This window comes from Bacteroides sp. 224, from assembly GCF_010500995.1.
Lineage (GTDB): Bacteria > Bacteroidota > Bacteroidia > Bacteroidales > Bacteroidaceae > Bacteroides.
The window spans coordinates 1-23,847 of the sequence record NZ_QVMK01000054.1 but is presented as its reverse complement, the minus strand read 5'-3'; the positions used below and the strand labels follow the sequence as shown (position 1 = coordinate 23,847).

Genomic DNA, 23,847 nt, shown 5'->3' with positions numbered 1-23,847 from the left:
GGCTCTGCCCCGTGTTACTACTTAATCCAATCCGAAATAATAGGCTAAACGTTGCTCTTGTGATTTAGGAAAAATCCAACCTGCCAACTTCTTACCATTGAACGTCAATCGACTGTTAAAGCGTCCGCCCATTGCTTTGAGTTCGTCTTTTATGGCTCTCGTTTCTCCGAATACCGCTACCGCTTTGGCTGAATATTCTACCAATGTGCAACCACTATTAGTTTCTGTTGTGGGATTACTATTCTTTGGTGTTGTGTCAGACTTGCTGATATGTATGTTATCTTCGTTCCCTGCGGTGTATGCAAAATCCTCTATCGTGCGTTCACGGTTATATACAGGCTCTTTTTCGATTATCCAACCGCTATACTTGCTTTTCCCCCAATAATAACCGTCGCCCATGCTGTACTTTTCGCGGTGTTCATAATCTTCGTTAAACTCGGCTAAATAGGCAGTTCCCTCAAAATTGGATGCGTGTTTACGCATTTCGGAAAACAAGTCCCTTTTGTGCTTTGAAAAACCTATGATAACCGTCCGTTGTGTACTATATGAGTAGTAGTCGGTATAGCTGTCGCTCTCGTTTTGTCTTAAACGTGCCACGATAACCGCCTGTGCATCTTCGGGAAATATTTCGGCAAAGCGTTTGCGCCCGATTTCCTTAACCTGCTCTACTCTGTTTTTTTCCTGCTCGGCTTTTTCGTCTTCGGCTTTCTTCTGTCCGTGTGCTTGCTGAAGAAGTAATGCGACCTCGAAACTGTCCATAAATTCAGGGTTCTCGCTGTCATAATAATAACCAATACCAAATTTTTCTTTCAATGGTCTGATAATGTCGGCTGTTTGATACTCCTTTGTACGCAGGTTAATTAACTTGTAAGTAATCCCCCAGTCATTTGTACGAATTTCATAGACTACATACCTGTCGTAACTGTAACCCTCCATTTGGATTATTTGATTGACTTCTACCACTTGTTTGGCTCTGTCAATTTCCTTATTTGCTCCTAATAAAAATACTTTGCTCATAACTCTAAATTTTAAGGGATTATAAAAGCGAGAAAAGAATGAGAATAAACAGGATTATAGCACCTAACCCCACGAAGAAGGAAAGGATACCCCGAATAACAGGAAGAAAGAGATATAAGCCCACTAAAGCCCAAATAAACCCTGTTCCCCACACGGAGCAACCCAAAGCCACGAGAACGATTTTCACAACCAATTTTATGCTAATTGGAAGGTTACTACCTTGTTTCCTATTTTTTACTATACTTCTCATAATTTCTGACTTTTTTTTATGCCGTATCGGAGCCGGTGTACTGACCTTATGTTTCGGATACGTGAAAAGGTCGGCTGAATCCGCCGAAGACAAATTTTGGGTGAATAAATACGCTCGCCCGTAGGGAAAGAGGAAGATTTTTCAGGCAATAATTTGGCGACAGGATTAGCCGAAATACCTTTGTATCCTGAACATGGGGTCAATAAGTACCCGGTTTGATACTCGCTAATGAGGAAGAAATTATACCGGAGAGAAGTGTAGTAAAAAGGAATTGGATTGACCTATAATTCATGTTTACAACATATAACATGCAATAGCTTTCCATATTGAAAGAAAAGTTATAGGTATAAAAAACGGAGATACCCATTTAAGAATACCTCCGTTCTGAATTATTTAAGAGTTACTTATACAACTCTTTTCTTTACAAGCTCTAATCGTTCAAGCGATACGGTGCTTTTTATTTGCCCAAAAGCAACTGTAACTTGTTTACCCTGCATTTCTAAAACGTCGCCAACAGCAGTTTGTCCGGTCAATCTGACACTATCGCCTTTCTCGATTGGCATATCTTTCAAAGATAGTTCTTCAACTACAATCTCTGCTTTTGCTTTTGGCGATTGAGGCGTTTGATTTACAACGGTAGTATGAACATTGCTTTGAATCTCTTTCCGCTTATCTTCCCAAAAGATTTTATCACGGGCGATTGATTGCAGGAAGTTGTCCATGTTGATAAAATCCTCGCCCAGCTTGGCTGACGATTCAACAATGATATCTTTCGGAAGTCCGATACGTGTAGCTACTTCAACGGCAAATGAGCTGCCCGGACTGCCGATTGACAATCGGTAAAGCGGTTGCATTTTTTCAGCGTCGTATAGCATGGCTCCGTTTATAATCCCATCGGTTTCGTAAGCATAATGCTTCAGGTTCTGGAAGTGCGTTGTGATTACTCCAAAACTACGCTTTTTATTAAACCTATCGAGCAATGTTTCTGCAATAGCGCCCCCGATTTGCGGTTCTGTTCCGCTACCGAACTCGTCAATCAGAATTAACGTTTTGCTGTTGTTGTGTTCTACAAAAAACTTCATGTTCGTTAAGTGCGAAGTATAGGTGCTTAAACTGTTTTCTATACTTTGCCCATCGCCAATGTCAATGAAAATATGCTCGAATATACCTGTCCTTGAACTTTCATGAACAGGAATAAGCAATCCACACTGCAACATATATTGTAATAAAGCAACCGTTTTCAAACAAAGCGATTTACCTCCGGCATTTGCTCCTGAAACGATAAGCAAGCGGTTTTCCTGATTAAGAACAATGTCTAACGGATGTGCTTGTTTGCGTTCCTGAAATAGTTGAATATTCAACAAAGGATGTATGGCTTGCGACCATTCAATCTGTTGCTTGTCTTCAAAAACAGGTTTAATGCCGTTGATGCGAACTCCAAATGATGCTTTTGCACGAATGAAATCTATTTCGCCCATAAAGTCATACGAGCGGAAAAGGTCTGAAAGATGCGGACGAACAAGGTCGGCAAAATCAATAAGAATCTTTACTACCTCACGGCGTTCATCGGCTTCCAGTTCTCGAAGTCGGTTGTTTGCTTCTGCAACAGCTTCGGGTTCGATGAATACGGTTTTCCCACTTCCTGAACCGTCATGTACACGTCCTTTAATTTTTCGTTTGTTAGCTGCATCCACAGGAATAACCATGTGTCCGTCACGCATACTGATATTGGCATCTCTACCGATAAATCCTGCTTTTTGGGCATCACGAATTGCATTCTGCATATTGCGTGTAACGGCTTTTGTTGCTTCCGCTTTGTCTCTGCGAATATCTGAAAGGCGGCGTGAAGCATTGTCTTTCACTTGGAAAGACGATTTGTCTAATATCGAATTTGCTTTTTCGATAATAGTAGGGAACAGTTTAATTTTATCTGCCATTGTTGTAAGGGCAGGATATTTTGTTTTCCCTGTATCTGTTTTCGCTTGATGCAGAAACGATACGATACGACTGATTGTTTGAAGTGAGTTTGCAAGATTTGAAATTTCTTCTTCGGCAAACCATGTAGTAATATCTTTCTCCACCTTTTGTAGAGCATCACGCAGATCTAAAAAGAAATCGGCAGGGAAATCTTCTTTATTACGTATGATTTGTGCAAACTCGCCGGTTTGTTCAAGCCATTTTGTAATGGTGGCAAAGTCTGTTGCAAAACTCATATTTTCCACCTTTTCTTCTCCGAGTGGGCATGAGCATTTTTCTATTATGTATTGGCGAACTGAATCTATTCCGATTCTCTGTTCAAAATTATCCGGGTAAATCATAATCTCAAATATTATTACAATATCAGCTACCAGTCATCAGTAAACTGACAGACCAATATACAGTTGATAAAAAAGTAAATTAAAAAACTGAGATTTCCCATATCCGACAACGTGTACTGAATGCTGATAGACAAAGAAACTGTCTATTCAGTACCGTAGGCTCCTCAAGGGTTAGAGGGGCGAACTCGCAATATGGTATTTATACGGATGCACAACACATAAATCGTTGGACTTAAAAATTATTTCGGGTGCAAAGATACAAACATTTTTCAAATAGAAAACAAAAAAAGCCTGCTTCATGTTTCAGAAACAGGCTTCGTTATATTTGAACAATGTATGTTATTTGGCTTTTTTCTTACCGTAGCATTTACTTCCGTCAGGAGATAAATAGAAATCAAATGTTTCTTCAATGGCTGTTCTGCCCGGAGGAACAAGTGAATATTTGCAACGGACAATTACCGCAAGTACGTCATTGGCATTTCGGCTGTCATATCCCCGCAGATTATCGGGCGTGAGATTTTTAAGCGAATCAATAGTATTGCTAATTTCTGCAATATCAGTATTGTACTTGTCAATATCGCTTTGCTTTTTTGCTTTAGTCAATAGTGTCTCACTCATTTTTTTTGCCAGTTCGACACGTTTTATTATAAGTTCTTTTTCTTTCCTGAACTCATCAGTAAGATAAGCGATACTGTCGGCAACTGTAACAGTGCCATATTCGTTGATCTCAACAATTTTGAAGTTGAGATTTTCTTTTGTGTCGCTGCCTTTTAGCAGATAACTAGTAATGGTTTCTTCATAGTTGTTCTTTGAAGAATTTGAACCGCAGGAAACCAAGAAAACCGCAATTAATAGATAGATTACATTTTTCATGACTATATTTCTGTTTATAAGAGTTTGAATTAATTTAATGTTATAGCAGGGAGTTTTGAAGATAGGTTGTACACAATCAAAACATCTGCTTCTTTTTTTTGTTTTGTCCGGGTATATTCGGTTAATGCTTTCATAACCCATTCCCTGAACGCTTGCGCTTCAAACGAAGCTATTCGATAACTGACAAAAATCAATGCTTCCAAATTGTATAATGTCATTTCGCACTGGCGACCTTTATGCTCGTATTTGTGTATTCGGATTACGTTTTCTTCACGTAATAACCCGGATTTGAATATAGCCCGTAGGTTGTTTCCGACTGAACTCACAAATACATTGAACAAATCAGCTATCTCATGCTTTGTCATCCATAGGGTGCAATTTACAAGTTTCGCTTCAACAATTAGCTGACTTTCACTATTTTCTTTAATTTTGATATATCCTCGTTCCACAATTTATTAATTTTCATCTTGTTGAATATTAAAGCCTATGCGCTTACGGGGCTTGTTTTCCTGTTCCTTTTGTGAAGCAAGTTCCGTAAGAGCCTGATAAATATCGCTGAACTGCATATTGGTTTCGATCATAAACGTTTCAAGCTTCTGATTGAGTTCTGCATAACCCAAAGCATACTGACGAAGTGCGATAAATGCCCTTACTATCTGAATATTCATGTCAATCGCTTTTTTACTGTTGAGCAATCCGGCAAGCATCGCTATACCGTGCTCAGTAAAGGCATAGGGCAATTTTCGAGTACCACCCCAACTTGATGTTCCATTTTGGAATATCAAGTCAAATTCTTCATTATTCAGTTGAAACATAAAATCGGAAGGAAACCTGTCAAGGTTTCGCTTTACTGCCTTATTCAGATTAGAAGTGGTTACTTCGTAGAGTTCTGCTAAATCTTTGTCAAGGATTACACGTAAGCCTCGAATCTGATAAATTTTGCTTTGAATAACTTGTAGTTCCATGATACTTGAATTTATTGATTTATTGTATTTATCTCTTCATACATTTTCTCTGCACCCTTCATTTTTTTAGCCAAGACTTTCATGTCCTCGCTAATTTTAGAGTTTGTTATTCGGGCATAAATCTGAGTGGTTGAAATATTTGTATGACCAAGCATTTTGCTAACCGTCTCAATAGGAACGCCTTTGGCCAGAGTCGTAGTCGTGGCGAACGTGTGGCGGGCCAAATGAAATGTCAAATTCTTTTCAATACCACATAAATCGGCAATTTCCTTCAGATAAGAATTTGTCTTTTGGTTACTCAAAACTGGGAGTAATTGTCCGTTCTTTAGTTTGCCTCTATACTTTTTCAATATCATTGATGGAATTTTCAAGAGAGGTACATTAACCGTTGTACTTGTCTTTTGGCGTTTAGTCATAATCCATAGAGAGCCATCAAACGATTTACGGATATTTTCTTCTTTGAGATTCTTTACATCTATATAAGCAAGTCCGGTGTAGCAGCTAAAAATGAAGATATCCCGTACATGTTCAAGTCTTTCGGAAGTCATATTCTTCTTTATGATTTCGTGAAGTTCATCTTCTGTCAGATATCCGCGATCAACTCTCTTTATCCGAATTTTATAGTTTGCAAACGGATCGCCAACAATCCATCCATTGTTTCGGGCTATAATTACAATTCGTTTAAAGAACTGCATAAATTTCGCCGTCGTGTTTTCGTTGCATCTACAATCAACCCGAAGATACGTTTCAAAGCCTGTAATGAAACTATGATTGATTTCCCTGAGACTAATATCAGAAACCCGATGACGAGTTTCCAGATAATCTTTCAATCGGTTGTATGTCCGTTCGTATTTTTCCAAAGTAGCTTTGGTCTTACCTATGCCAACCATCTTTTTTACTTCGACATTGTGTTCGGCAAAAACGGTCAGTAAGGTTTGTTGCTCGGTAGTGTAGCCAAGAAAAATATTACGGATCTTCTCTCCGGTAACATGCTCTTTTTTCTCGACATCATAATAAGTGGTTGTGAGGGAAGTGCGGATATCATTCAACAGATGATTTAGCCTTAGGATAGTCGTTGATTTTCCTTTTCCTCTTCCAGCATTTGTGTCCCATAATTCAGGCTCAATTTCCAGTTTAGAACTGAATTGTGTCCTTGTTCCGTTAATGGAAAGGCGTACCATAATGGTGCATTTTCCATTCTTGTTTACTTGATTTTTCTTGATGTAGAAAAGAATCTTAAATGAACTACTCATAATTTTTAAATTTTTGCACCTAAATCTCATCGAGACAAAGGTAGGGTGAATAATAAAATTACAAGCTGTTGAATCGCGGACAATATGCGACAGTTCAAGGACTTATGCGGAAATTGGTTACTATTTTTTCGACCTGATTTTGAGTAACCTTTTAGTAACCCGACGGTGTCTATTTTTGTCCTTTTCGGGTCTTTCAGGTGATTTAGTTATAAAAGAAAAAGTCCTGTAAAACCTTGATTTTACAGGACTTGTCTCCTTTTGTCTGTTAGAAGTCTTTGCTTCTCAGCGGAGAGAGAGGTACATGAACCTTTTCCCCGGATATGCGTATAAGTCAATGCTTTAACTTTCCCAAACTTATTATCGGTAACGAAATAGGCACAAATTTAATAACCCCTATTTGTCCACCTTTGACCTATGCACTTCTGCATATATCTTGGGTTCAAAGATACATATAATTTTCATGTTTACAAAATATTTAGCCTTCAATGTATTAGCCTTAGTGCAAGGTGCAAGCTTATCTATATAGATACTTGCACCTTGCACTGGACAATGATAGCGGGATTATTTTACCGCCTTTTCTAATAAAAGCGGTAGTTTTTTCCAAACTTGTAATGATGACCCAGCATAGGTAATATTCCAAAGCCTTTGATTTTGTGAATAAAGACAGTATTACTTTAGGCTTATCTCATTTAATGTAACCACCATTAACTTAATGGTGGTTACATTAAATTATTCATGCGGATTTCATCTTGCACTAAATTTCTGAATAATGTTTGGTGGTTTGAAAAATAGTTCGTATGTTTGCGAACAATAAAACAAAGAAGATGGAAAAAGCAAAAAAGGGATATACAGTTGAACAGGAGCAAATGGCACGTTTTGCCAAAGCACTTTCCCATCCAGTCCGAATTGCCATATTACAATTATTGGCAAGTCAGACTTGTTGTTATCATGGAGATATGTCGGAAATTTTGCCTGTGGCAAAAAGTACGCTGTCTCAACACTTGAAAGAACTGAAAGATGCAGGTTTGATACAGGGCGAAATTACATTGCCTTCTGTTAAGTATTGTATTAATAAGAAAAACTGGTCTTTAGCGAAAAAGTTATTTGAAGCTTTATTGACCGAAGTAGAAGTTGCAGACAGTTGTTGTGATACTCAAAATTAGTGTTTTTTTATGTTGTATATTCGTACATCTACGAAATACGCACTATTCGCAAATGTACGATTGTAATAAATTAGAAATAGGATGCTGATTAGAAAAGTGAAATTAGAAGATTCCCGTAGGATTTGTGAGATTTACAACTACTACGTTGAGAATACGGCTGTAACGTTTGAAACAACCCCTGTGCCTGAAACTGAAATGAAAGAAAGAATCAATGAAATTATTGATTCCGGCTTTCCTTATTATGTAGGTGAAATTGAAGGCAAAGTAGTGGGCTATTACTACATCCATAAATGGAACGGCAGATGTGCTTACTCTTCTACGAAAGAAGTTACCATCTATTTAGATAAAGACTATACAGGGAAAGGGCTGGGTTCTACGCTGTACGAACATTTATTCCAAAACATAGATAGGGAAAACCTTCATGTGTTAATTGCCGGAATCTGCATCCCAAATGAAGGAAGCGTGAAGTTACATGAGAAATTTGGTTTTAAGCAATCTTCTCACATGAAAGAAATCGGATGGAAGTTTGACAAATGGCGGGATGTCGGACATTGGCTGCTTATTTTCAATAATAAAAAATCAGAAGGCAATGAGTAAGAAAAAAATGAGTTTCTTAGATAAGAATCTCACTCTTTGGATATTCTTGGCAATGGCTATCGGAGTTGGACTGGGTTACTTTTTCCCATCGTTCAGCACTACGATAGATTCATTATCCAGTGGAACTACAAACATCCCTTTAGCCATCGGTTTAATCTTAATGATGTATCCGCCATTGGCAAAAGTCGATTATAAACAATTACCGAAGGTTTTCAAGGACGTAAAAATATTATCAGTCTCGTTAATCCTGAATTGGATTATCGGGCCGATATTAATGTTTTTACTTGCCATCATCTTCTTACATGATTACCCGGAATATATGGTAGGTGTAATCCTTATCGGATTAGCACGGTGTATAGCGATGGTTCTTGTGTGGAATGACTTGGCGGAAGGAAATACGGAATACGGTGCTGGTTTAGTAGCCCTGAACAGTATCTTTCAGGTATTCTTTTACAGTTTCTACGCTTGGTTATTTATTACTAAGCTTCCTCCCCTCTTCGGGTTTGAAGGGGCTATCGTTGATATTTCTATCGGTACGATTGCCGAAACAGTTGCCATCTACTTAGGTATTCCTTTCCTAATGGGTATATTGAGCCGACTTATATTAGTGAAATTGAAAGGCGAACAATGGTATAAGGAAAAGTTTATCCCGAAAATATCCCCGATAACCTTAATCGCACTGTTATTTACAATCATTCTTATGTTCAGCCTGAAAGGTGAACTGATTGTACAAATACCAATGGATGTAGTTCGTATAGCTATACCGTTACTTATCTACTTTGTCGTAATGTTCCTGCTTAGTTTCTTCGCAGGTAAGTGGATGGGTGCTTCTTACGATAAAAATGCTTCCATCGCTTTCACTGCTACCGGAAATAACTTTGAACTGGCTATCGCAGTAGCAATCGGCGTATTTGGATTACATAGCGGACAAGCCTTTGCCGGAGTAGTCGGGCCGTTGGTTGAAGTCCCGGTATTAATCCTGTTGGTAAACTTAGCATTTTGGCTTCGGAAGAAATATTATAAATAAACATAGTACAAACCAATAAAAAGACAATCAAATGAAAAAGAGTATTTTAATCGTATTTTTCGCCACTTTGTTAGTTGCCTGCGGTGGTAATACACAAAAGAACAACGGACAAACTACTGGAACAGAAGCTAAAGAACAAGTAACGGATGCTTCTACTGTGAACGTTTACTATTTCCACGGCAAACAACGTTGTAAAACCTGCATTGCAGTGGGTGATGTGACAGAAAAGACCATAAAAGAACTTTATGCGGACAATCCCAGTGTAAAATTCATTGAAGTAAAAACCGATGAAGAGCAAAATGCTTCACTTGTAGAAAAATACGAAGTAACATGGAATGCCCTCATTGTTTCTAAAGGGGACAATTCCATAGATATTACCGACAAAGCATTTGCCAACGCTTTGAATAGTCCTGAAAACCTTACCGACCTTATCAAAACCGAAGTCGATAAAAGGTTATGATGGAGTTTTTACAAAACCTTGTCGATGGGTCTAACTTTCCATTATTGACAGCATTTCTCTTGGGAATAATGACCGCAATCAGCCCTTGCCCGTTGGCAACCAATATTACTGCTACGGCTTACTTGAGTAAAGATATAGGCGATAAACGTAGGGTAATGTTCAATGGTGTATTCTATACGCTTGGTAGAATGTTTACCTACACGGTACTCGGATTGATTTTCTATTTCGGAGCAAGCCAGTTTCAGGTAGCCAAATTACTGCAAAACGTAGGTGGGATGTGGCTGGGAATAGCATTGGTTATTATCGGAATATTTATGTTGGACATTATCAAAATAAAGCTTCCGGGAATGAATAAGCTAACTTCAAAGATAGAAAACAAAGAAGGAAAGAAAACCTACCTCGATGCGTTCTTACTGGGATTACTTTTTGCGCTTGCTTTCTGCCCTTATAGCGGGGTTTTGTATTTCGGCGGATTAATCCCGATGACGATTGCCAGCCCATCAGGATTACTGCTTCCACCTGTATTTGCTATTGCAACGGGATTACCCGTTATCATCATCGCATGGCTTTTGGCATATAGCGTGAGTAACGTGGGGAAATTCTATAACAAAATGAGTGTTTTTCAAAAATGGTTCAAATGGATTGTGGCAGCGATATTTATTGTTGTCGGAATCTATTATATAATAACAGGAATTTAATAATTACAAATATGGAAATCATTGTATTAGGTACAGGTTGTGCCAAATGTAAAACAACCTACGAAACAGTAAAGAAAGTAATTGAAGATAACGGATTAGATATAAAATTGTCCAAACAGGAAGATATTATGGAAATCATGAAATATAATGTAATGACCTTGCCGGGCATAGTTGTGGACGGTGAAGTAAAAATCAAAGGTCACGTTCCTTCCGAAAGCGAAATCCGCCAACTGTTGGGAGTATAATAAAGCTACACATGGAAACTAAAAAAGAGTTGAAAATCCTTCTTTGGATGGTTGTCATTTTCGCCGGAGTATTTTTCCTACCCTTAGGCAGTGAACGGTTTATGACAGCGATTGATGCAACACTCGACTTGTCGAAGTGGTACGCACAAGAACACGTTGTCATGTGTCTTCTACCTGCCTTTTTCATTGCAGGTGTGATAGCCGTTTTTATCAGTCAGGGGGCAGTTTTGAAATATTTCGGAGCAAATGCTAAGAAATGGCTGTCCTATACGGTTGCCGCTGTTTCTGGTGCTATTTTGGCGGTATGTTCCTGTACTATATTACCCTTGTTTACAAGCATCTATAAACGTGGAGCAGGATTAGGACCAGCCATTGCGTTCCTGTATTCAGGACCTGCAATTAGCATTTTATCCATTATTCTCACATGGCGTATTCTTGGGGTGGAAATGGGTGTTGCCCGCATGATTGGGGCAATTACATTTTCAGTTGTTATCGGACTGATTATGTCTTTTATCTATCGAAAAGAAGAAAAAGCCAAAAAAGAAGAACAAATGAATATTGTTCCTCCACCTGCTAAACGTCCTATGTCGCAAACTATGCTCCATTTCTTTACACTGGTATTTATTCTTGTCTTTGCGAATTGGGGTGCGCCTGCAGCCGATGATACTTCAAGTATATGGTTCTACATATTTACTTATAAATGGCATATAACAGGTGCGCTTTCTCTTATACTCGCTTATTCCCTCGTAACTATATTGAAAATTAAATGGCAATGGGTGCTGACAGGTGTTTTGGCGACAGGATTATCTGCGTTTCTGGCTTACCAATTCATACCAAACCCGAAGTTAGTCCCGCTTGTTCCGATGATTGTTGGTATTGCTGCTCTATCTCTCGTTACTCTCTTTGATAAACGGGATGATGAAAACCGGGAATGGACACTTTCGGCGTGGGGATTTGCCAAACAAATAATGCCCTTGCTCGCTATCGGTGTGGTTACGGCAGGTTTCCTGCTCGGTTCTACACACGACAATACAGCCATTCCGGGTGTTATACCGAACGAATGGATTGAGTGGGCGGTAGGTGGGAACTCCTTGCTATCGAACTTCTTTGCCAGTTTTACAGGGGCATTTATGTATTTTGCAACGCTGACCGAAGTGCCTATTATTCAAGGCTTACTCGCTTCCGGAATGGGAAAAGGCCCTGCATTGGCTTTGCTACTGGCAGGCCCTTCACTTTCCCTGCCTAATATGCTTGTTATTCGTGGTGTGATGGGTACGCAAAAGACGGTTGTATATGTAACACTGGTCATTATCATGGCAACTATCTCCGGTCTTGTTTATGGAACATTTTTTTAAGAATACAATGCAATGAAAATATTGATTCTATGTACAGGAAATAGCTGTCGCAGCCAAATGGCTCATGGCTTTCTGCAATCGTTTGACGAAGAAATCGAAGTCTTTTCAGCAGGTACAAAACCTGCTGATGAAGTAAATCCGATGGCTATTGAAGTAATGGCAGAAGTAGGAATTGACATTAGCAATCACAAACCGCATAATGTGAATGAATATATTGGTCAGGTATGGGATTATGTAATAACCGTTTGTGATGAAGCCAATGAAACCTGCCCTGTATTTACAGGCGAAGTGACACAACGTCTGCACTTCGGATTTAGTGACCCATCAAGAGCAAAAGGTACACCGGAATTTATCAAAGACCCGTTTTATCGGACAAGGTTTGAGATAAAGAATAAGTTTTCCGAATTTTACATTACACAGATATTAAAGAAAGAAATGCCCAAATGTGCCTGTTCCGGCGAATGGGAATAAAACAGCAATAAGTTATGAATAATAGTAATGATAAGCTAAAAGAAATAGTAAAACGGAAATATAGCGATATTGCTTTGCAAGGAAAAGAAACAGGCTGTTGTTGTGGGTGCAGTCCTACAAAAGAAGTCTATAATATTATGAGCGATGACTATTCAACGCTCAAAGGATACAACGAAGATGCTGACCTCGGACTTGGCTGTGGATTGCCTACCCAATATGCAGGTATAGAGAAAGGAAATACTGTTATTGACCTCGGTTCAGGTGCTGGGAATGATTGTTTTATTGCACAGGCAGAAGTTGGTGATGAAGGAAAAGTCATTGGTATTGACTTTTCAGAACCCATGATAGAAAAGGCTAAAGCCAATGCAAAGAAACGTGGAATACAAAACGTGAGTTTTCGGCAGGGAGATATTGAAGATATGCCCGTAAGTGCAGGTCGTGCCGATGTGGTTATAAGTAACTGCGTACTGAATTTACTACCTTCCAAAGACCGGATATTCCATGAAATATACCGTGTGTTAAAGACCGGGGGACATTTTTGCATATCGGATGTCGTTCTCAATGAAGAAATACCCGAAAAGTTGAAACATGCAGCAGAAATGTACGTCGGTTGTGTATCGGGAGCAATTCCAAAAGCTCAATATCTTGAGAAAATAAAAGAAGCTGGATTTGCAGAAATTATCATTTGTAAGGAAAAAGAAATTACCATTCCCGATGAAATTCTTGAAAAGTATCTTAACGAAGATGAAATAAATGCTTTCAAAACCGTGAATGCGATTGTTTCCATAACAGTTACCGGAAGAAAAAACTCTGGGGGGTGTTCATGCGGTGGATGTTGTTAAAAGAATATAGTTATGAATGAATTATTTGAAAAAGGAGTCATACTGAATATGGCAGAAATGGTTGAATACTCAACTGGTGGAGTAATCAGCAAACAAGTATTGAAGAATGAAGCAGGCAACATTACCCTGTTTTCTTTCGACAAAGGACAGGGACTAAGCGAGCATACCGCCCCATTTGATGCTATGGTAGAAATTTTAGACGGAGAAGCTGAAATTTCCATAAACGGTAAACCCTTGATGCTGGTTACTGGTCAGTCTATAATTATGCCTGCGGGTATTCCTCATGCTTTGTATGCAAGCAAGCAATTTAAGATGTTGCTTACTATGATTAAAGGGTAAGGATTATAAAGTGAAGGTGATTTCAGACGGCAGTTTTACTACTGTCAAGCGAAAGAAAAAATATATAATGCTATAAGACAGGGATAAAGAGAAAAGGACATCATCTTTTTCTCTTCCTGTTTGGCGAATCAAATCTTTCATCGTATATTTGCGATTGATTTCGAGTGATATTTTTTTATTACAAATCATCGTATATTTACGATATGCGATAAAATAAGTTAATTATATAGTGATATGGAAAAAAGAAAATTGAAAATCAGTGAAAGCATTGCAATATTTTTGCTTTCACTTATGACTGTCACTGGCAGTTATGCGCAAGAAAAAATGACTTCTACAAATAGCAGTCAAGTTACAAAACAAGATGAAATTGTTTCTGTATTGAAACAGGGCAAAGCGATTTTTGTTGTGATTAGCAAACAGGGATTAAAGGATAAGGAAAAAGCTTTATCTGTATGCAAAGAATCTCAAAAAGCATTATCCGGCAAAGTCGAAACGATTGAAGTGGATGCAGATAATAAGGCTGACGAAAACCTACTGAAAACACTTAAAATAACAGAACCCTTGAAAGAACCTGTTACCATCGTGATAAACAAACAAGGTTTTGTAACGGGGCAATTCACAGGAGTTCCTAAAGAATCCGACCTTATTGCTGCATCAAAGAAGGTTGTCCAAAGTGGCTGTTGTTCCCGCTAATAATCTAAAGTTACCCAGCAAGTTTGGGAGTTTCATTTTGCAATAATTATTAATAATTAAAAAGAAAACGATGAAGAAAATTGTCATGGTGATTATAGCTGTCTTTGCGGTAAGCATAGCTAATGCACAAGATTTTTGTCTTGGTGGCTCTTTGGGCTTTTGGAACAATAACAGTGCAGATAAAACAACCTTATCCATAACGCCGGATATAGGTTACAGCCTCTCAAGTAAATGGTATCTTGGAATTGGTATCGGTTATCAATACACTAAACACGAAGACTTAAAAATTAATTCTTTCACGTTAAATCCATACGCTCGTTATTCTTACTTTACAGCAGGGAAAGTAAGGCTGTTTATGGATGGAACATTCGGTTTATCTAATGACAAGCCGACAGGTCGTAAATCTGAAACCGCTTGGCAGGTTGGAGTGAAACCGGGCATGATAATTGGTCTGACTGATAGGTTTAGTTTAGCAGCCCATTTTGGATTCTTAGGATACAGGGATACAGATAGCGATATAAATGCTTTGGGAGAAAAAGGCTGGGGCTTAGACCTTAGCGGAAATAGTTTAAGTTTCGTTTTTTTTTATAGCTTCTAATTTTTTTAATCAAAATATCCATCGTATATTTGCGATTGATTTAAAAGTAACAGATATGGCATTTAGTAAAGCAGAACAATTTGATGAAAAGGATGTGGCAATAGCACGTTATGCTAAAGCATTAAGCCATCCGGCAAGGGTTGCCATTTTAAGGCTTCTTTCAAAGCAGGACTATTGCTATTGTGGTGATATAGTCGAAGATTTGCCTATTGCTCAATCTACCGTTTCACAGCATTTGAAAGAACTAAAAAATGCAGGATTGATTGAAGGCGAAATTACTCCACCGAAGGTTCGGTATTGTATTAGTAAAGAACATTATACTATTGCAAAACAATTTTTCAAAGAGCTTTTTGAATAAAATTTTTTACCCTATATTATCGTATATTTACGATATAGGATTAATGAGATAAACAATAAAATAATACAGAAAACAATGAGTAAATCAAAAACAATTTGGACAACAATTATGGGGGTATTATCCTCTATTCTTGCTATGCTTGGGTTAGTAGGTTGCTGTGGACTACCAATATTAGCGGGTATCCTTGCTGCATTAGGCATTGGTGCTTCACAGCTTAGTTTTTTTGCCGAATACCGATGGTGGTTTATCGGGTTTGCAATTCTATCATTACTGTTTGGCTTTTATCAGGTCTATTTCAAGAAGAAAGGCAGTTGTTGTGGGACAGAGAAAGAAAATAGCTGCTGTGCAAGCGAATCAGAAAAAACAGGTAAACCAAAATCCCGGCTATTCCAAAAAATATTTCTTTGGACAGGTGCTGTAATCATTGTTGCCATGTTAGTAATCGGCTTTAATGAAAGTAAAACCGTAAACTCACCTAATGGCGGGTGTTGCCCAACGGAAGAACTGATACAGATTCAGGATAATTCAGGTTGCTGTCCGGCAACACAGCCAACCACTACTGAAACGCAAAAGGAGCAAAAAGCACCCAGTTGTTGCCCTCAATAAATAAAATAATCTACATAAATTTTAAATATGAACACGTTAATAGAAACAATCAAGTATTTCTTGTTTATCTCTGCGGAGTTACTCGTCTTATTCATGCTTATAAGTATGATAGTTGAAATAATTCTTATGTACATTCCGGCAGAAAAAATTCAAAAAAAACTATCCGGCAAAGGAATTACAGGTAACATCCTCGGAGCAGTTTTTGGTTCACTAACCCCATTTTGCGCCTGTTCAACAATTCCTATGACAGTAGGTTTGCTTAATGCAGGCGTGCCATTCGGTTCTACCATGTCATTCCTTATCGCATCACCTTTACTTAATCCGATTATCATAGGAATGCTTGGCGTTATGGTCGGGATAAAAGCTGCCATTATGTATTTCATCGTAGCCTTCATCAGTGCTGTTGCTTTCGGTTATGTTTTGGAGAAAACAGGCGGTATCAAGTACATGAAAAATGTGAGAATTAAAAGTGCAGCGGAAAATACGGAAGAAGCTGTAAGTAAGCGCAAGTTACCATTTAAAGAAAAAATAAAGTTATCCTTTATTGCTGCTTGGGGAAGCATGAAACCTATTCTTGGCTACCTCTTTATAGGGGTGGGAATTGGTGCTGCTATTTACGGTTATCTGCCCGAAGATTTTGTAGTCAAAATAGCCGGGCCTGATAATCCTTTCGCTATTCCTGTTGCTGCAATCGTAGGCGTACCACTTTATATACGGGCAGAAACGGCAATACCTATCGGGTTGGCATTATTAGGCAAAGGTATGAGTATCGGTGCTGTGGTTGCATTAATCATTGGTGGTGCAGGAATGGCAATACCCGAAATGTCGATGCTTGCAGGTATATTCAAAAGAAAAATGGTCTTTATGATAGTGGCAGTAATATTTTTTACAGCAGTTATCGCAGGGTATGTTTTCAATCTATTTTATTAATTCAATAAGTTTCAAATCATGGAAAAGAAAGAGAAAAAAGGATTTTTTAGTTCTCTGTTTGCATCTAACAATAAAGGATGTAGTTGTGGACTACAAATAGAGGAAGTTCCGGTAAATGAAAGTACTGACAAACAAGTGTCAGACAAACAAGAAGAAAAGAAAGAAGGGGATAATTCTGGGCAGCAAACCAATCAGGTTAATCGTGGTTGTGGGTGCTGATAGATGATACCTTCTATGTAGGCTCACCTACTTTTGAGAAAAGAACCTGAAACTGTTATTAACGGATTCAGGTTCTTATTGTTTTATCCTATATAAAAATAATATGAAAGAGAGAGAATTGGAACACATCTATTAGGAATTAAAAGAAAACATCAATGAAAGAAATAACAATAAAAGACTATTTCAGCAATCTACTACAAGATGTTGATTCAGAAATTCAAACAATCGAATTAAACGAATCTGACTTTCTCCATGTTTGTAAAAATGTCATTAATTACTTGCAAGATGTAATGTCTGAATTAAAGTCTTTCATATTGAAATATAATTTTAGTGATAATTCAGAGGAAATATATTTCTTCAAACATTTAAAACCGCAAATCAGCAGTAAATTAATCTATTACAATAGCATTTATAATATTGAGTTGAAACGCCCTACCGGAAGCGATGATGTTCAAACACAATACTATGTTTCGGAATTAGATTTTCTGACTACCTTCTTTAATCAGAATCTCACTTTCTATCAATACTACCGGACAAATGCTTGTTATCTTGACGATAAGTATTTTCTTCGTGGAAAACCTGATATTCATTTAATTATAGATAATTCCTTTTTTGATTCAGACCCACAGTTCTCCACCAGTTATGATTTCAAGGTTGCAAAAATTTTAGCTAATGAATTACTTAAAATTCATCTCACCAATAGAACAAAAGAGCTAACAAATGAGGGACTTCGAAAGAAAAATAATGGTTCTTGTTGTCAAATGGTCTGGACGGGGTCAAAACGTGGACTTGTAGAACTGATTTACGCCTTTGATACTTGTGGTGCATTCGATAAGGGAACTGTTGATATAAAAACAATAGCAGAAAATTTTGAAGCAATGTTTAATATTGACTTAGGGGACTTTTATCACATATATATGGAAATAAAGGGACGTAAGATTAACAGAACAAGGTATTTAGATATTCTTCAAAAGGCTCTTCTTCGGCGGATGGAAGAAGAGGACTAATAATCATCAATCCGATACGAGGTACTGGCAAGTTACCAAAGGCGAAGCAATCAATGTTTCGCCTTTTTTTATTGAAAAAAATATCGCCACAGGTGGGCGAAACTGTGGTTTTTGTTCAAACAAATCCCTTCATCTTTGCAGCAAATCAATAAGTTACAATTATGGATGTCATAACGATAGAATCGAAAGCATTTAAGGAATTGGAAGCAAAGATTAATGCTATTGCAGATTATATCCTTAACAAACAGGAATCGGAAGATATAAACGAAGATGAAATATGGGTGGATAGTTACGAAGTCTGCACATTCTTAAAAATCAGCGACAAAACATTACAAAGGCTTCGAGTATCAGGCACAATCGCCTATTCCAATATTCGGGGTCGGTATTTCTACAAAATAGGAGAAATCAAACGGATGCTGGAAGAACGGCTGATTAGAAGCAATTCAGAATGTTTAAATGACTTAGTAACAAATCACAAGCTGTATGTTAAGGAAAGAAGAAATCTTAGAAAGAACAAGTAACGGATTGAACGTTTTTAGATATTACATTGCTTGTCAATGGCGTGTTGGACGTAATTTCTTCAACCCATTGTATAAAGACAGCAAGGCTTCGTGTAATATTTATTTTGACCGAAAAGCCGGAGTATATAAGTTGAAAGACTTTGGGAATGACGAGTATAGTGGGGATTGTTTCTACCTCGTAGGAAAACTGAAAGGTTTGAACTGTAATAATGCTAATGATTTTGTCGAGATACTGAAAACCATTAATCAGGATTTATCGCTTGGATTATCAGAGAATACAGATAATTCTGCACCATATAACCCGAAGGAATCTATACTTGTCATTCCTGAAAAGAAAGCTAAACCATATAGCTTTCAGGAACAAAAATTTTCTCGGAATGAATTGGAATACTGGGAAAAGTTCGGCATCACTCCTGAAATATTGATACTGTATAAGGTATGTTCTATTAGAGAGTTCAAAAGTGAAAATTCAGAAGGAAAGCCTTATTTCATAACTTCATCATTGGGCGAACCGATATTTGGTTATAAAAACAAACGATATATCAAGCTATACCGTCCATTTTCCAAAATGCGATTCCTATATGGGGGTGATATGGGGGAAAATTACAGCTTCGGATTGGAACAGTTACCAGCCAAAGGTGATACAGTCTTTATTACTGGCGGTGAAAAAGATGTTCTTTCCCTCGCAGCAAAGGGATTTCATGCAATATGCTTCAATAGTGAAACCGTAAACATTCCGACAACTATCATTCATAAACTGTCATTCCGGTTCAAACATATCATTTTGCTTTATGATGTAGATAAAACCGGGCTTGAGAGTTCTTCCAAACATGAAAAGCAGTTGGCGGAATACGGCGTAAAACGCCTTCTATTACCACTTTCAGGAACAAAAGAAGAGAAAGATATATCCGATTATTTCGGGCTTGGAAATAGCCGTGAATCGTTCCTGAAACTCTTCCTTGATTTTTTAGATACTCTATACAGCGATACTATGACTATGCTGAAATCGTGCGAAATAGATTTTAACAACCCTCCGGCAAAGGCACAGGAAATCATATCTGCCGGGGATGTACCACTGGGAACACAAGGAAATATCCTTTGCATCACAGGTGGTGAAGGTACAGGTAAAAGCAACTATGTTGCTGCGTTGGTTGCCGGGTCAATCAGACCGGAAAATATTTGTATTGATACACTGGGAATCAATGTACACGAAAATAGCCAAAATAAAGCCGTCCTGTTGTATGATACAGAACAGTCCGAAGTACAACTGTTTAAGAATGTTTCCAACCTATTAAAGCGGGCAAAACAACCGGAAAAGCCGGAAGAGTTGAAAGCCTTCTGTCTTACCGGGATGTCCCGCAAAGAACGTTTACAGGCTATTGTACAAAGCATGGATAAGTTTCATTATCAATATGGCGGTATCCAGTTGGTCGTAATAGATGGTATTGCCGATTTGGTACATTCAGCCAATGATGAAGCCGAAAGTTTGCGGGTTGTCGATGAACTCTACCGATTGGCTGGAATATATCAGACCTGTATTGTGTGTGTATTGCACTATGTCCCGAACGGATTAAAGCTTCGTGGACACTTGGGGTCGGAACTGCAACGGAAATCGGCTGCCATCCTCTCCATCGAACTGGATAATGAACCGACTGTATCAGTAGTAAAAGCCTTAAAGGTTCGGGAAGGCAGCCCGTTGGATGTTCCATTAATGCTTTTTTCTTGGGATAAGGAAACCGGGATGCACCTATATCGTGGTGAAAAGCCCCGTGAAGAAAAAGAGAAGCGGAAAGAAAAAGAACTGGTAAGCGTAGCCCGTGAAGTGTTCGACCAGCAAACATTTATCACTTATATAGACCTGTGCGAACAGATACAGCAGATTATGGATGTAAAGGAACGCACGGCGAAAAGTTATATACGCTTTATGCGGGAGAAGGAAATTATCATTAAAGACCCTTCAAATCAGAGTTATTTTATCAAAGGTCATTTTTAATCGGTTATTGTTATGAATATAGATAGAGAAACATTCATCGCTTGGATGGAACGTATAATGGATAGGTTCGATATGACCGAAAAGAAAATCGACCGATTGACAACCCAGCGTAATTGTTTGGATGGTGAACAGCTTTTGGATAATCAGGATTTGATGTTTCTCTTGAAAGTTAGCCTTCGCACACTCCAGCGTTATCGGAAAAAAGGTATCCTGCCCTATATAAAACTGGATGATGGTCGATGCTATTATAAAGCCACCGATGTACATAAGTTGATTCGGGAGAAACTGTAAAAAATAATAGCTTATATCACCGACTTTCAGTATCTTTGCAGAGGAAAATTTGAGATAAAAAGCTGAAAGTTAATCTTTCAGTATTGATATATAACATAACGTTCGCAGAACGTCTCGATACGAAAACTGGCAATTTTCAAAAGAATAGGGACTACTGTGCAATGTCTATGCTATCGTTGTATAGCGTGGGCTTGCCTGTCTTCTATTCTTAGGTATGCCAGTACCTCGTATCGGAGCAGTGTGAGTTCCACGCTTCTTTTTGATGGGCTGGCGAACAGTTTAATAACTGTTTAATACCTATTGATATGGGAATTTTAAAAGCGCAAATAGTTGTATCTCTTGACGGGTTTATTGCTCGTAAGGATGGTGAAATTGACTGGATTACAAAAGAAGTAAAAGAATCTATCAGCAAAGTATATAGTTCCGCAGAAATGCTGATTTCCGGCACAAATACCTATAATTTTATTTTTGAACGGTGGGGTGGTTGGCCATACAAAAGTAAAAAGACTTTTGTTGTCGCAAATACTCCCATAAATACTATTCAGGAAGAGTATTTATCTTTCATAACCGACAATCCTTTTGATGTTATTCAGGGACTAAAAAAAGAAACAGAATCCAATTTGGTAGTTATTGGGGGCGGTAAACTTATCACATCTTTAATCAATACTCAACTGCTGGATGAATTGACAATTTACACTGTTCCTATCATGTTGGGCGAAGGTGTTTCTTTTATCGGAAGAACAATCGGTTCAGAATGGGAATTATCAGATTGTCATTCACTGGATGGTGGGATATTATGTGCGACATATCATTTTAGGCATGAATTAAATTGAAAAGCACCCAGTGTCCCCACCGGGTGCTAACCACAAAAATCCTCAATTACGGATAGCATAAAATCTATTCATAATGGAATTTTCTGTGGTAAAGATACGGAATTTCAGATTATTTCCTTGATTTCCCTTTCTTTTCAGGGAAAACGAATACCACATTGAACTGGTCGTCAAAAGCCAGTGAAGCATCGAAGGGCTTTCCGGCTTTGCTCTTAAAACCTTTTATCACTCCTGTTTTCTTCGCTGTTACCAGTTCCGTTACCTGCTTATCCGTTAATTGCTTATCGCTTTTGTTTCGGAAGATAACCAGCCCGCAATCAATATTATCACACTTTGCCACTTTCGGATACAGCAGGATCCGACCTGTCCCGCATTTCGGGCAGATTAAATCCTGCTGCGTTGATAAGGTGAGCTGTACCCCTAAAAGTTCGCTGGTTATCTGTGAAGCATGAACTTCTGTGCTTTTATGGAAGGTGTCGGGATTCATTTCCCCGCTTTCAATCTTGGATAGTGCGTTTTCCCACATACCAGTCATTTCCACGTCTGCGATTTTTTTGTCCCGGACTATATCGTAAACCGCCAGTCCCTTTTCGGTCGGTACAAGGGCTTTTTTCTCCCGGATAATATACTGGCGGGTAAAGAGAGTTTCAATAATCGCAGCCCGTGTCGCTGGCGTACCGATACCGGAATCCTTCATACTGGCTTTCAGTTCGGCATCTTCCAGTTCTTTCCCAGCGTTCTCCATAGCCGATAGCAACGAACTTTCCGTATGTAACGGTTTAGGCTTAGTCTGCTTTTCCAGCAACTCAATATCGGAGAGGGGTAAATTCTCATTTTCTTTTAGTGCTGGCAAAACGGTATTTTCTTCGCCTTCTTCTTGGGCGTTGAAAACAGCCCGCCATCCAGCAGACTTTATTACTGTTCCTTTCACTGCAAAAATACTCTCGCCACTGGTGAGAGAAATTGAAGTAACTTCCTTGACACACTTTTCCGAAAAAGCTTCCAGCATCCTTCCGGCAATCAGTTCGTATATAGCCTGTTCGTCCGCCTGTAAACTGCCCGGCTTATTCTCGGTTATAATCAAAGCGTGATGGTCTGTAACTTTTTTATTATCTACTGTTCGGCGGTTCAGGCTGCTACCTTTCATTGACTTTGCATAGCCGGCAAACCGGTCGTAAGTTTCCAGCAGGGAAATACGTTCCAGTATTTCATCGAAAACGTCCTGTGATATATAACGGCTTCCGGTTCGGGGGTATGAAATCAGCTTACCTTCATACAGTTTTTGTGCAATAGACAGCGTTTTATCTGCGGAGAAATTAAGTTTTGTATTGGCTTCCTTCTGCAAGGTGGTAAGGTCATACAAAAGCGGTGGTTCTTGGTTCACTTCCTTACATTCCACCGATTTAACCTGCACCTGACCGCTATCCTTTATTATTTGCAGCTTGTCGATGGCAGGTTGCTGGCTACCGAATTTTTCTTCTGAAAGGGCTGACAACTCGATGCTGTCTTTCCCGGTTTGTAATTTCAGTTGCCAATATTTCTGTGGAACGAAGTTCTTGTTCTCAAGATAACGGGAACATATCATCGCCAGCGTGGGTGTCTGTACCCGTCCCAAAGAATATGTCCCCCTTCCGGCAGCTATACTTAACGCTTGGGAAGCATTAATACCGATAAGCCAATCTGCTTCGCTTCTTGCCTTTGCCGACCGGAAAAGGTTATCGTACATTGTCCCGTTCTTGAGATTCTGCAATCCGTCCCGAATGGCTTTATCCGTCAGGCTGCTTATCCATAAGCGGACGAAAGGTTTCCGGCACTCAAGATATTGGTAGATAGTAGGCTCGGCACCCGGCGCCTTGCCGCCTTGCGACGGTAGGTTTCCGGGAGCCTGCCCCCGAACCGTACGTACAAGTCTCCTCGTATACGGCTCT

At 38.7% G+C, this 23,847-nt stretch carries 28 protein-coding genes; 21 read left to right on the top strand and 7 right to left on the bottom strand.

The genetic code is table 11. From position 1 onward, the window contains the following. Positions 1 to 21 precede the first annotated feature (21 nt). The 6 genes from D0T60_RS17550 to D0T60_RS17525 form a co-directional block, all read right to left on the bottom strand. Complete coding sequence (locus D0T60_RS17550) at positions 22 to 1,017, bottom strand: fusion protein (protein WP_163219615.1); 996 nt, start codon at positions 1,015 to 1,017, stop codon at positions 22 to 24. A 654-nt stretch (positions 1,018 to 1,671) separates the two neighbouring features. After that, complete coding sequence (locus tag D0T60_RS17545) at positions 1,672 to 3,585, bottom strand: endonuclease MutS2 (protein WP_163219614.1); 1,914 nt, start codon at positions 3,583 to 3,585, stop codon at positions 1,672 to 1,674. Between the two features lie 339 nt (positions 3,586 to 3,924). Continuing rightward, positions 3,925 to 4,458 (bottom strand): hypothetical protein, encoded by a 534-nt coding sequence (locus D0T60_RS17540; protein WP_163219612.1) that lies wholly within the window; start codon positions 4,456 to 4,458, stop codon positions 3,925 to 3,927. 29 nt (positions 4,459 to 4,487) lie between these two features. Continuing rightward, a complete protein-coding gene (locus D0T60_RS17535) occupies positions 4,488 to 4,907 on the bottom strand; it encodes a virulence RhuM family protein (RefSeq protein ID WP_163219610.1) in 420 nt (139 codons plus the stop codon). A 6-nt stretch (positions 4,908 to 4,913) separates the two neighbouring features. Next, a complete protein-coding gene (locus D0T60_RS17530) occupies positions 4,914 to 5,423 on the bottom strand; it encodes an ORF6N domain-containing protein (RefSeq protein ID WP_163219608.1) in 510 nt (169 codons plus the stop codon). 11 nt (positions 5,424 to 5,434) lie between these two features. Next, on the bottom strand, positions 5,435 to 6,676 hold the full coding sequence (locus tag D0T60_RS17525; RefSeq protein WP_163219606.1) for a site-specific integrase: 1,242 nt from the start codon (positions 6,674 to 6,676) through the stop codon (positions 5,435 to 5,437). An 824-nt stretch (positions 6,677 to 7,500) separates the two neighbouring features. Here D0T60_RS17525 and D0T60_RS17520 point away from each other — a divergent pair. From D0T60_RS17520 to D0T60_RS17420, 21 genes are all read left to right on the top strand, one after another. Next, on the top strand, positions 7,501 to 7,839 hold the full coding sequence (locus D0T60_RS17520) for a helix-turn-helix transcriptional regulator (RefSeq protein ID WP_163219604.1): 339 nt from the start codon (positions 7,501 to 7,503) through the stop codon (positions 7,837 to 7,839). Positions 7,840 to 7,920: 81 nt separating this feature from the next. Further along, the gene (locus D0T60_RS17515) at positions 7,921 to 8,436 is read left to right on the top strand and encodes a GNAT family N-acetyltransferase (protein ID WP_163219602.1); all 516 of its coding nucleotides are present in this window, start codon (positions 7,921 to 7,923) and stop codon (positions 8,434 to 8,436) included. Continuing rightward, positions 8,429 to 9,463 (top strand): ACR3 family arsenite efflux transporter, encoded by a 1,035-nt coding sequence (gene arsB, locus D0T60_RS17510; RefSeq protein WP_163219600.1) that lies wholly within the window; start codon positions 8,429 to 8,431, stop codon positions 9,461 to 9,463. The genes D0T60_RS17515 and arsB overlap by 8 nt, the downstream gene beginning before the upstream one ends. A 31-nt stretch (positions 9,464 to 9,494) precedes the next feature. Beyond that, entirely contained in the window at positions 9,495 to 9,923 is a 429-nt protein-coding gene (locus D0T60_RS17505) for a nitrophenyl compound nitroreductase subunit ArsF family protein (RefSeq protein ID WP_163219598.1), read from the top strand. Further along, positions 9,923 to 10,621, top strand: a complete 699-nt coding sequence (locus D0T60_RS17500) for an aromatic aminobenezylarsenical efflux permease ArsG family transporter (RefSeq protein ID WP_163219631.1) — start codon at positions 9,923 to 9,925, stop codon at positions 10,619 to 10,621. The genes D0T60_RS17505 and D0T60_RS17500 overlap by 1 nt, the downstream gene beginning before the upstream one ends. A gap of 11 nt (positions 10,622 to 10,632) precedes the next feature. Further along, positions 10,633 to 10,866 (top strand): thioredoxin family protein, encoded by a 234-nt coding sequence (locus D0T60_RS17495; RefSeq protein ID WP_163219596.1) that lies wholly within the window; start codon positions 10,633 to 10,635, stop codon positions 10,864 to 10,866. 47 nt (positions 10,867 to 10,913) lie between these two features. Beyond that, a complete protein-coding gene (locus D0T60_RS17490) occupies positions 10,914 to 12,221 on the top strand; it encodes a permease (RefSeq protein ID WP_239059598.1) in 1,308 nt (435 codons plus the stop codon). 12 nt (positions 12,222 to 12,233) lie between these two features. Then, positions 12,234 to 12,692: an arsenate reductase ArsC gene (locus tag D0T60_RS17485; RefSeq protein ID WP_163219593.1), complete on the top strand. Its 459-nt coding sequence runs from the start codon at positions 12,234 to 12,236 to the stop codon at positions 12,690 to 12,692. Positions 12,693 to 12,706: 14 nt separating this feature from the next. Then, a complete protein-coding gene (gene arsM / locus D0T60_RS17480) occupies positions 12,707 to 13,534 on the top strand; it encodes an arsenite methyltransferase (protein ID WP_163219591.1) in 828 nt (275 codons plus the stop codon). Positions 13,535 to 13,546: 12 nt separating this feature from the next. Further along, positions 13,547 to 13,873, top strand: a complete 327-nt coding sequence (locus D0T60_RS17475; RefSeq protein WP_163219589.1) for a cupin domain-containing protein — start codon at positions 13,547 to 13,549, stop codon at positions 13,871 to 13,873. Between the two features lie 234 nt (positions 13,874 to 14,107). After that, positions 14,108 to 14,566, top strand: coding sequence for a hypothetical protein (locus D0T60_RS17470; protein ID WP_163219587.1), 459 nt, complete (start codon positions 14,108 to 14,110; stop codon positions 14,564 to 14,566). A 70-nt stretch (positions 14,567 to 14,636) separates the two neighbouring features. Then, entirely contained in the window at positions 14,637 to 15,164 is a 528-nt protein-coding gene (locus D0T60_RS17465; RefSeq protein WP_163219585.1) for an outer membrane beta-barrel protein, read from the top strand. Between the two features lie 55 nt (positions 15,165 to 15,219). Next, positions 15,220 to 15,522, top strand: a complete 303-nt coding sequence (locus D0T60_RS17460) for a helix-turn-helix transcriptional regulator (protein ID WP_163219584.1) — start codon at positions 15,220 to 15,222, stop codon at positions 15,520 to 15,522. Positions 15,523 to 15,597: 75 nt separating this feature from the next. After that, the gene (locus D0T60_RS17455) at positions 15,598 to 16,128 is read left to right on the top strand and encodes a hypothetical protein (RefSeq protein ID WP_163219582.1); all 531 of its coding nucleotides are present in this window, start codon (positions 15,598 to 15,600) and stop codon (positions 16,126 to 16,128) included. 27 nt (positions 16,129 to 16,155) lie between these two features. Then, positions 16,156 to 17,058 carry a permease gene (locus D0T60_RS17450; protein WP_163219580.1) on the top strand — a complete coding sequence of 301 codons (903 nt, stop codon included), beginning with the start codon at positions 16,156 to 16,158 and terminating at the stop codon, positions 17,056 to 17,058. Positions 17,059 to 17,076: 18 nt separating this feature from the next. Continuing rightward, on the top strand, positions 17,077 to 17,277 hold the full coding sequence (locus tag D0T60_RS17445) for a hypothetical protein (RefSeq protein WP_163219568.1): 201 nt from the start codon (positions 17,077 to 17,079) through the stop codon (positions 17,275 to 17,277). A 155-nt stretch (positions 17,278 to 17,432) separates the two neighbouring features. Then, on the top strand, positions 17,433 to 18,284 hold the full coding sequence (locus D0T60_RS17440) for an RteC domain-containing protein (RefSeq protein ID WP_163219578.1): 852 nt from the start codon (positions 17,433 to 17,435) through the stop codon (positions 18,282 to 18,284). Positions 18,285 to 18,445: 161 nt separating this feature from the next. Further along, positions 18,446 to 18,805 carry a helix-turn-helix domain-containing protein gene (locus tag D0T60_RS17435; protein ID WP_163219576.1) on the top strand — a complete coding sequence of 120 codons (360 nt, stop codon included), beginning with the start codon at positions 18,446 to 18,448 and terminating at the stop codon, positions 18,803 to 18,805. Next, a complete protein-coding gene (locus tag D0T60_RS17430) occupies positions 18,768 to 20,798 on the top strand; it encodes a bifunctional DNA primase/helicase (protein WP_163219574.1) in 2,031 nt (676 codons plus the stop codon). Before D0T60_RS17435 ends, D0T60_RS17430 begins: the two co-directional genes overlap by 38 nt. 12 nt (positions 20,799 to 20,810) lie before the next feature. Next, entirely contained in the window at positions 20,811 to 21,089 is a 279-nt protein-coding gene (locus D0T60_RS17425) for a helix-turn-helix domain-containing protein (RefSeq protein WP_163219572.1), read from the top strand. Between the two features lie 305 nt (positions 21,090 to 21,394). Continuing rightward, positions 21,395 to 21,922 carry a dihydrofolate reductase family protein gene (locus tag D0T60_RS17420; protein ID WP_163219570.1) on the top strand — a complete coding sequence of 176 codons (528 nt, stop codon included), beginning with the start codon at positions 21,395 to 21,397 and terminating at the stop codon, positions 21,920 to 21,922. 109 nt (positions 21,923 to 22,031) lie between these two features. Here the strand turns inward: D0T60_RS17420 and D0T60_RS17415 are convergent. After that, positions 22,032 to 23,847, bottom strand: a 1,816-nt coding sequence (locus D0T60_RS17415) for a type IA DNA topoisomerase (protein ID WP_239059597.1), incomplete at its 5' end; no start/stop codon positions are given.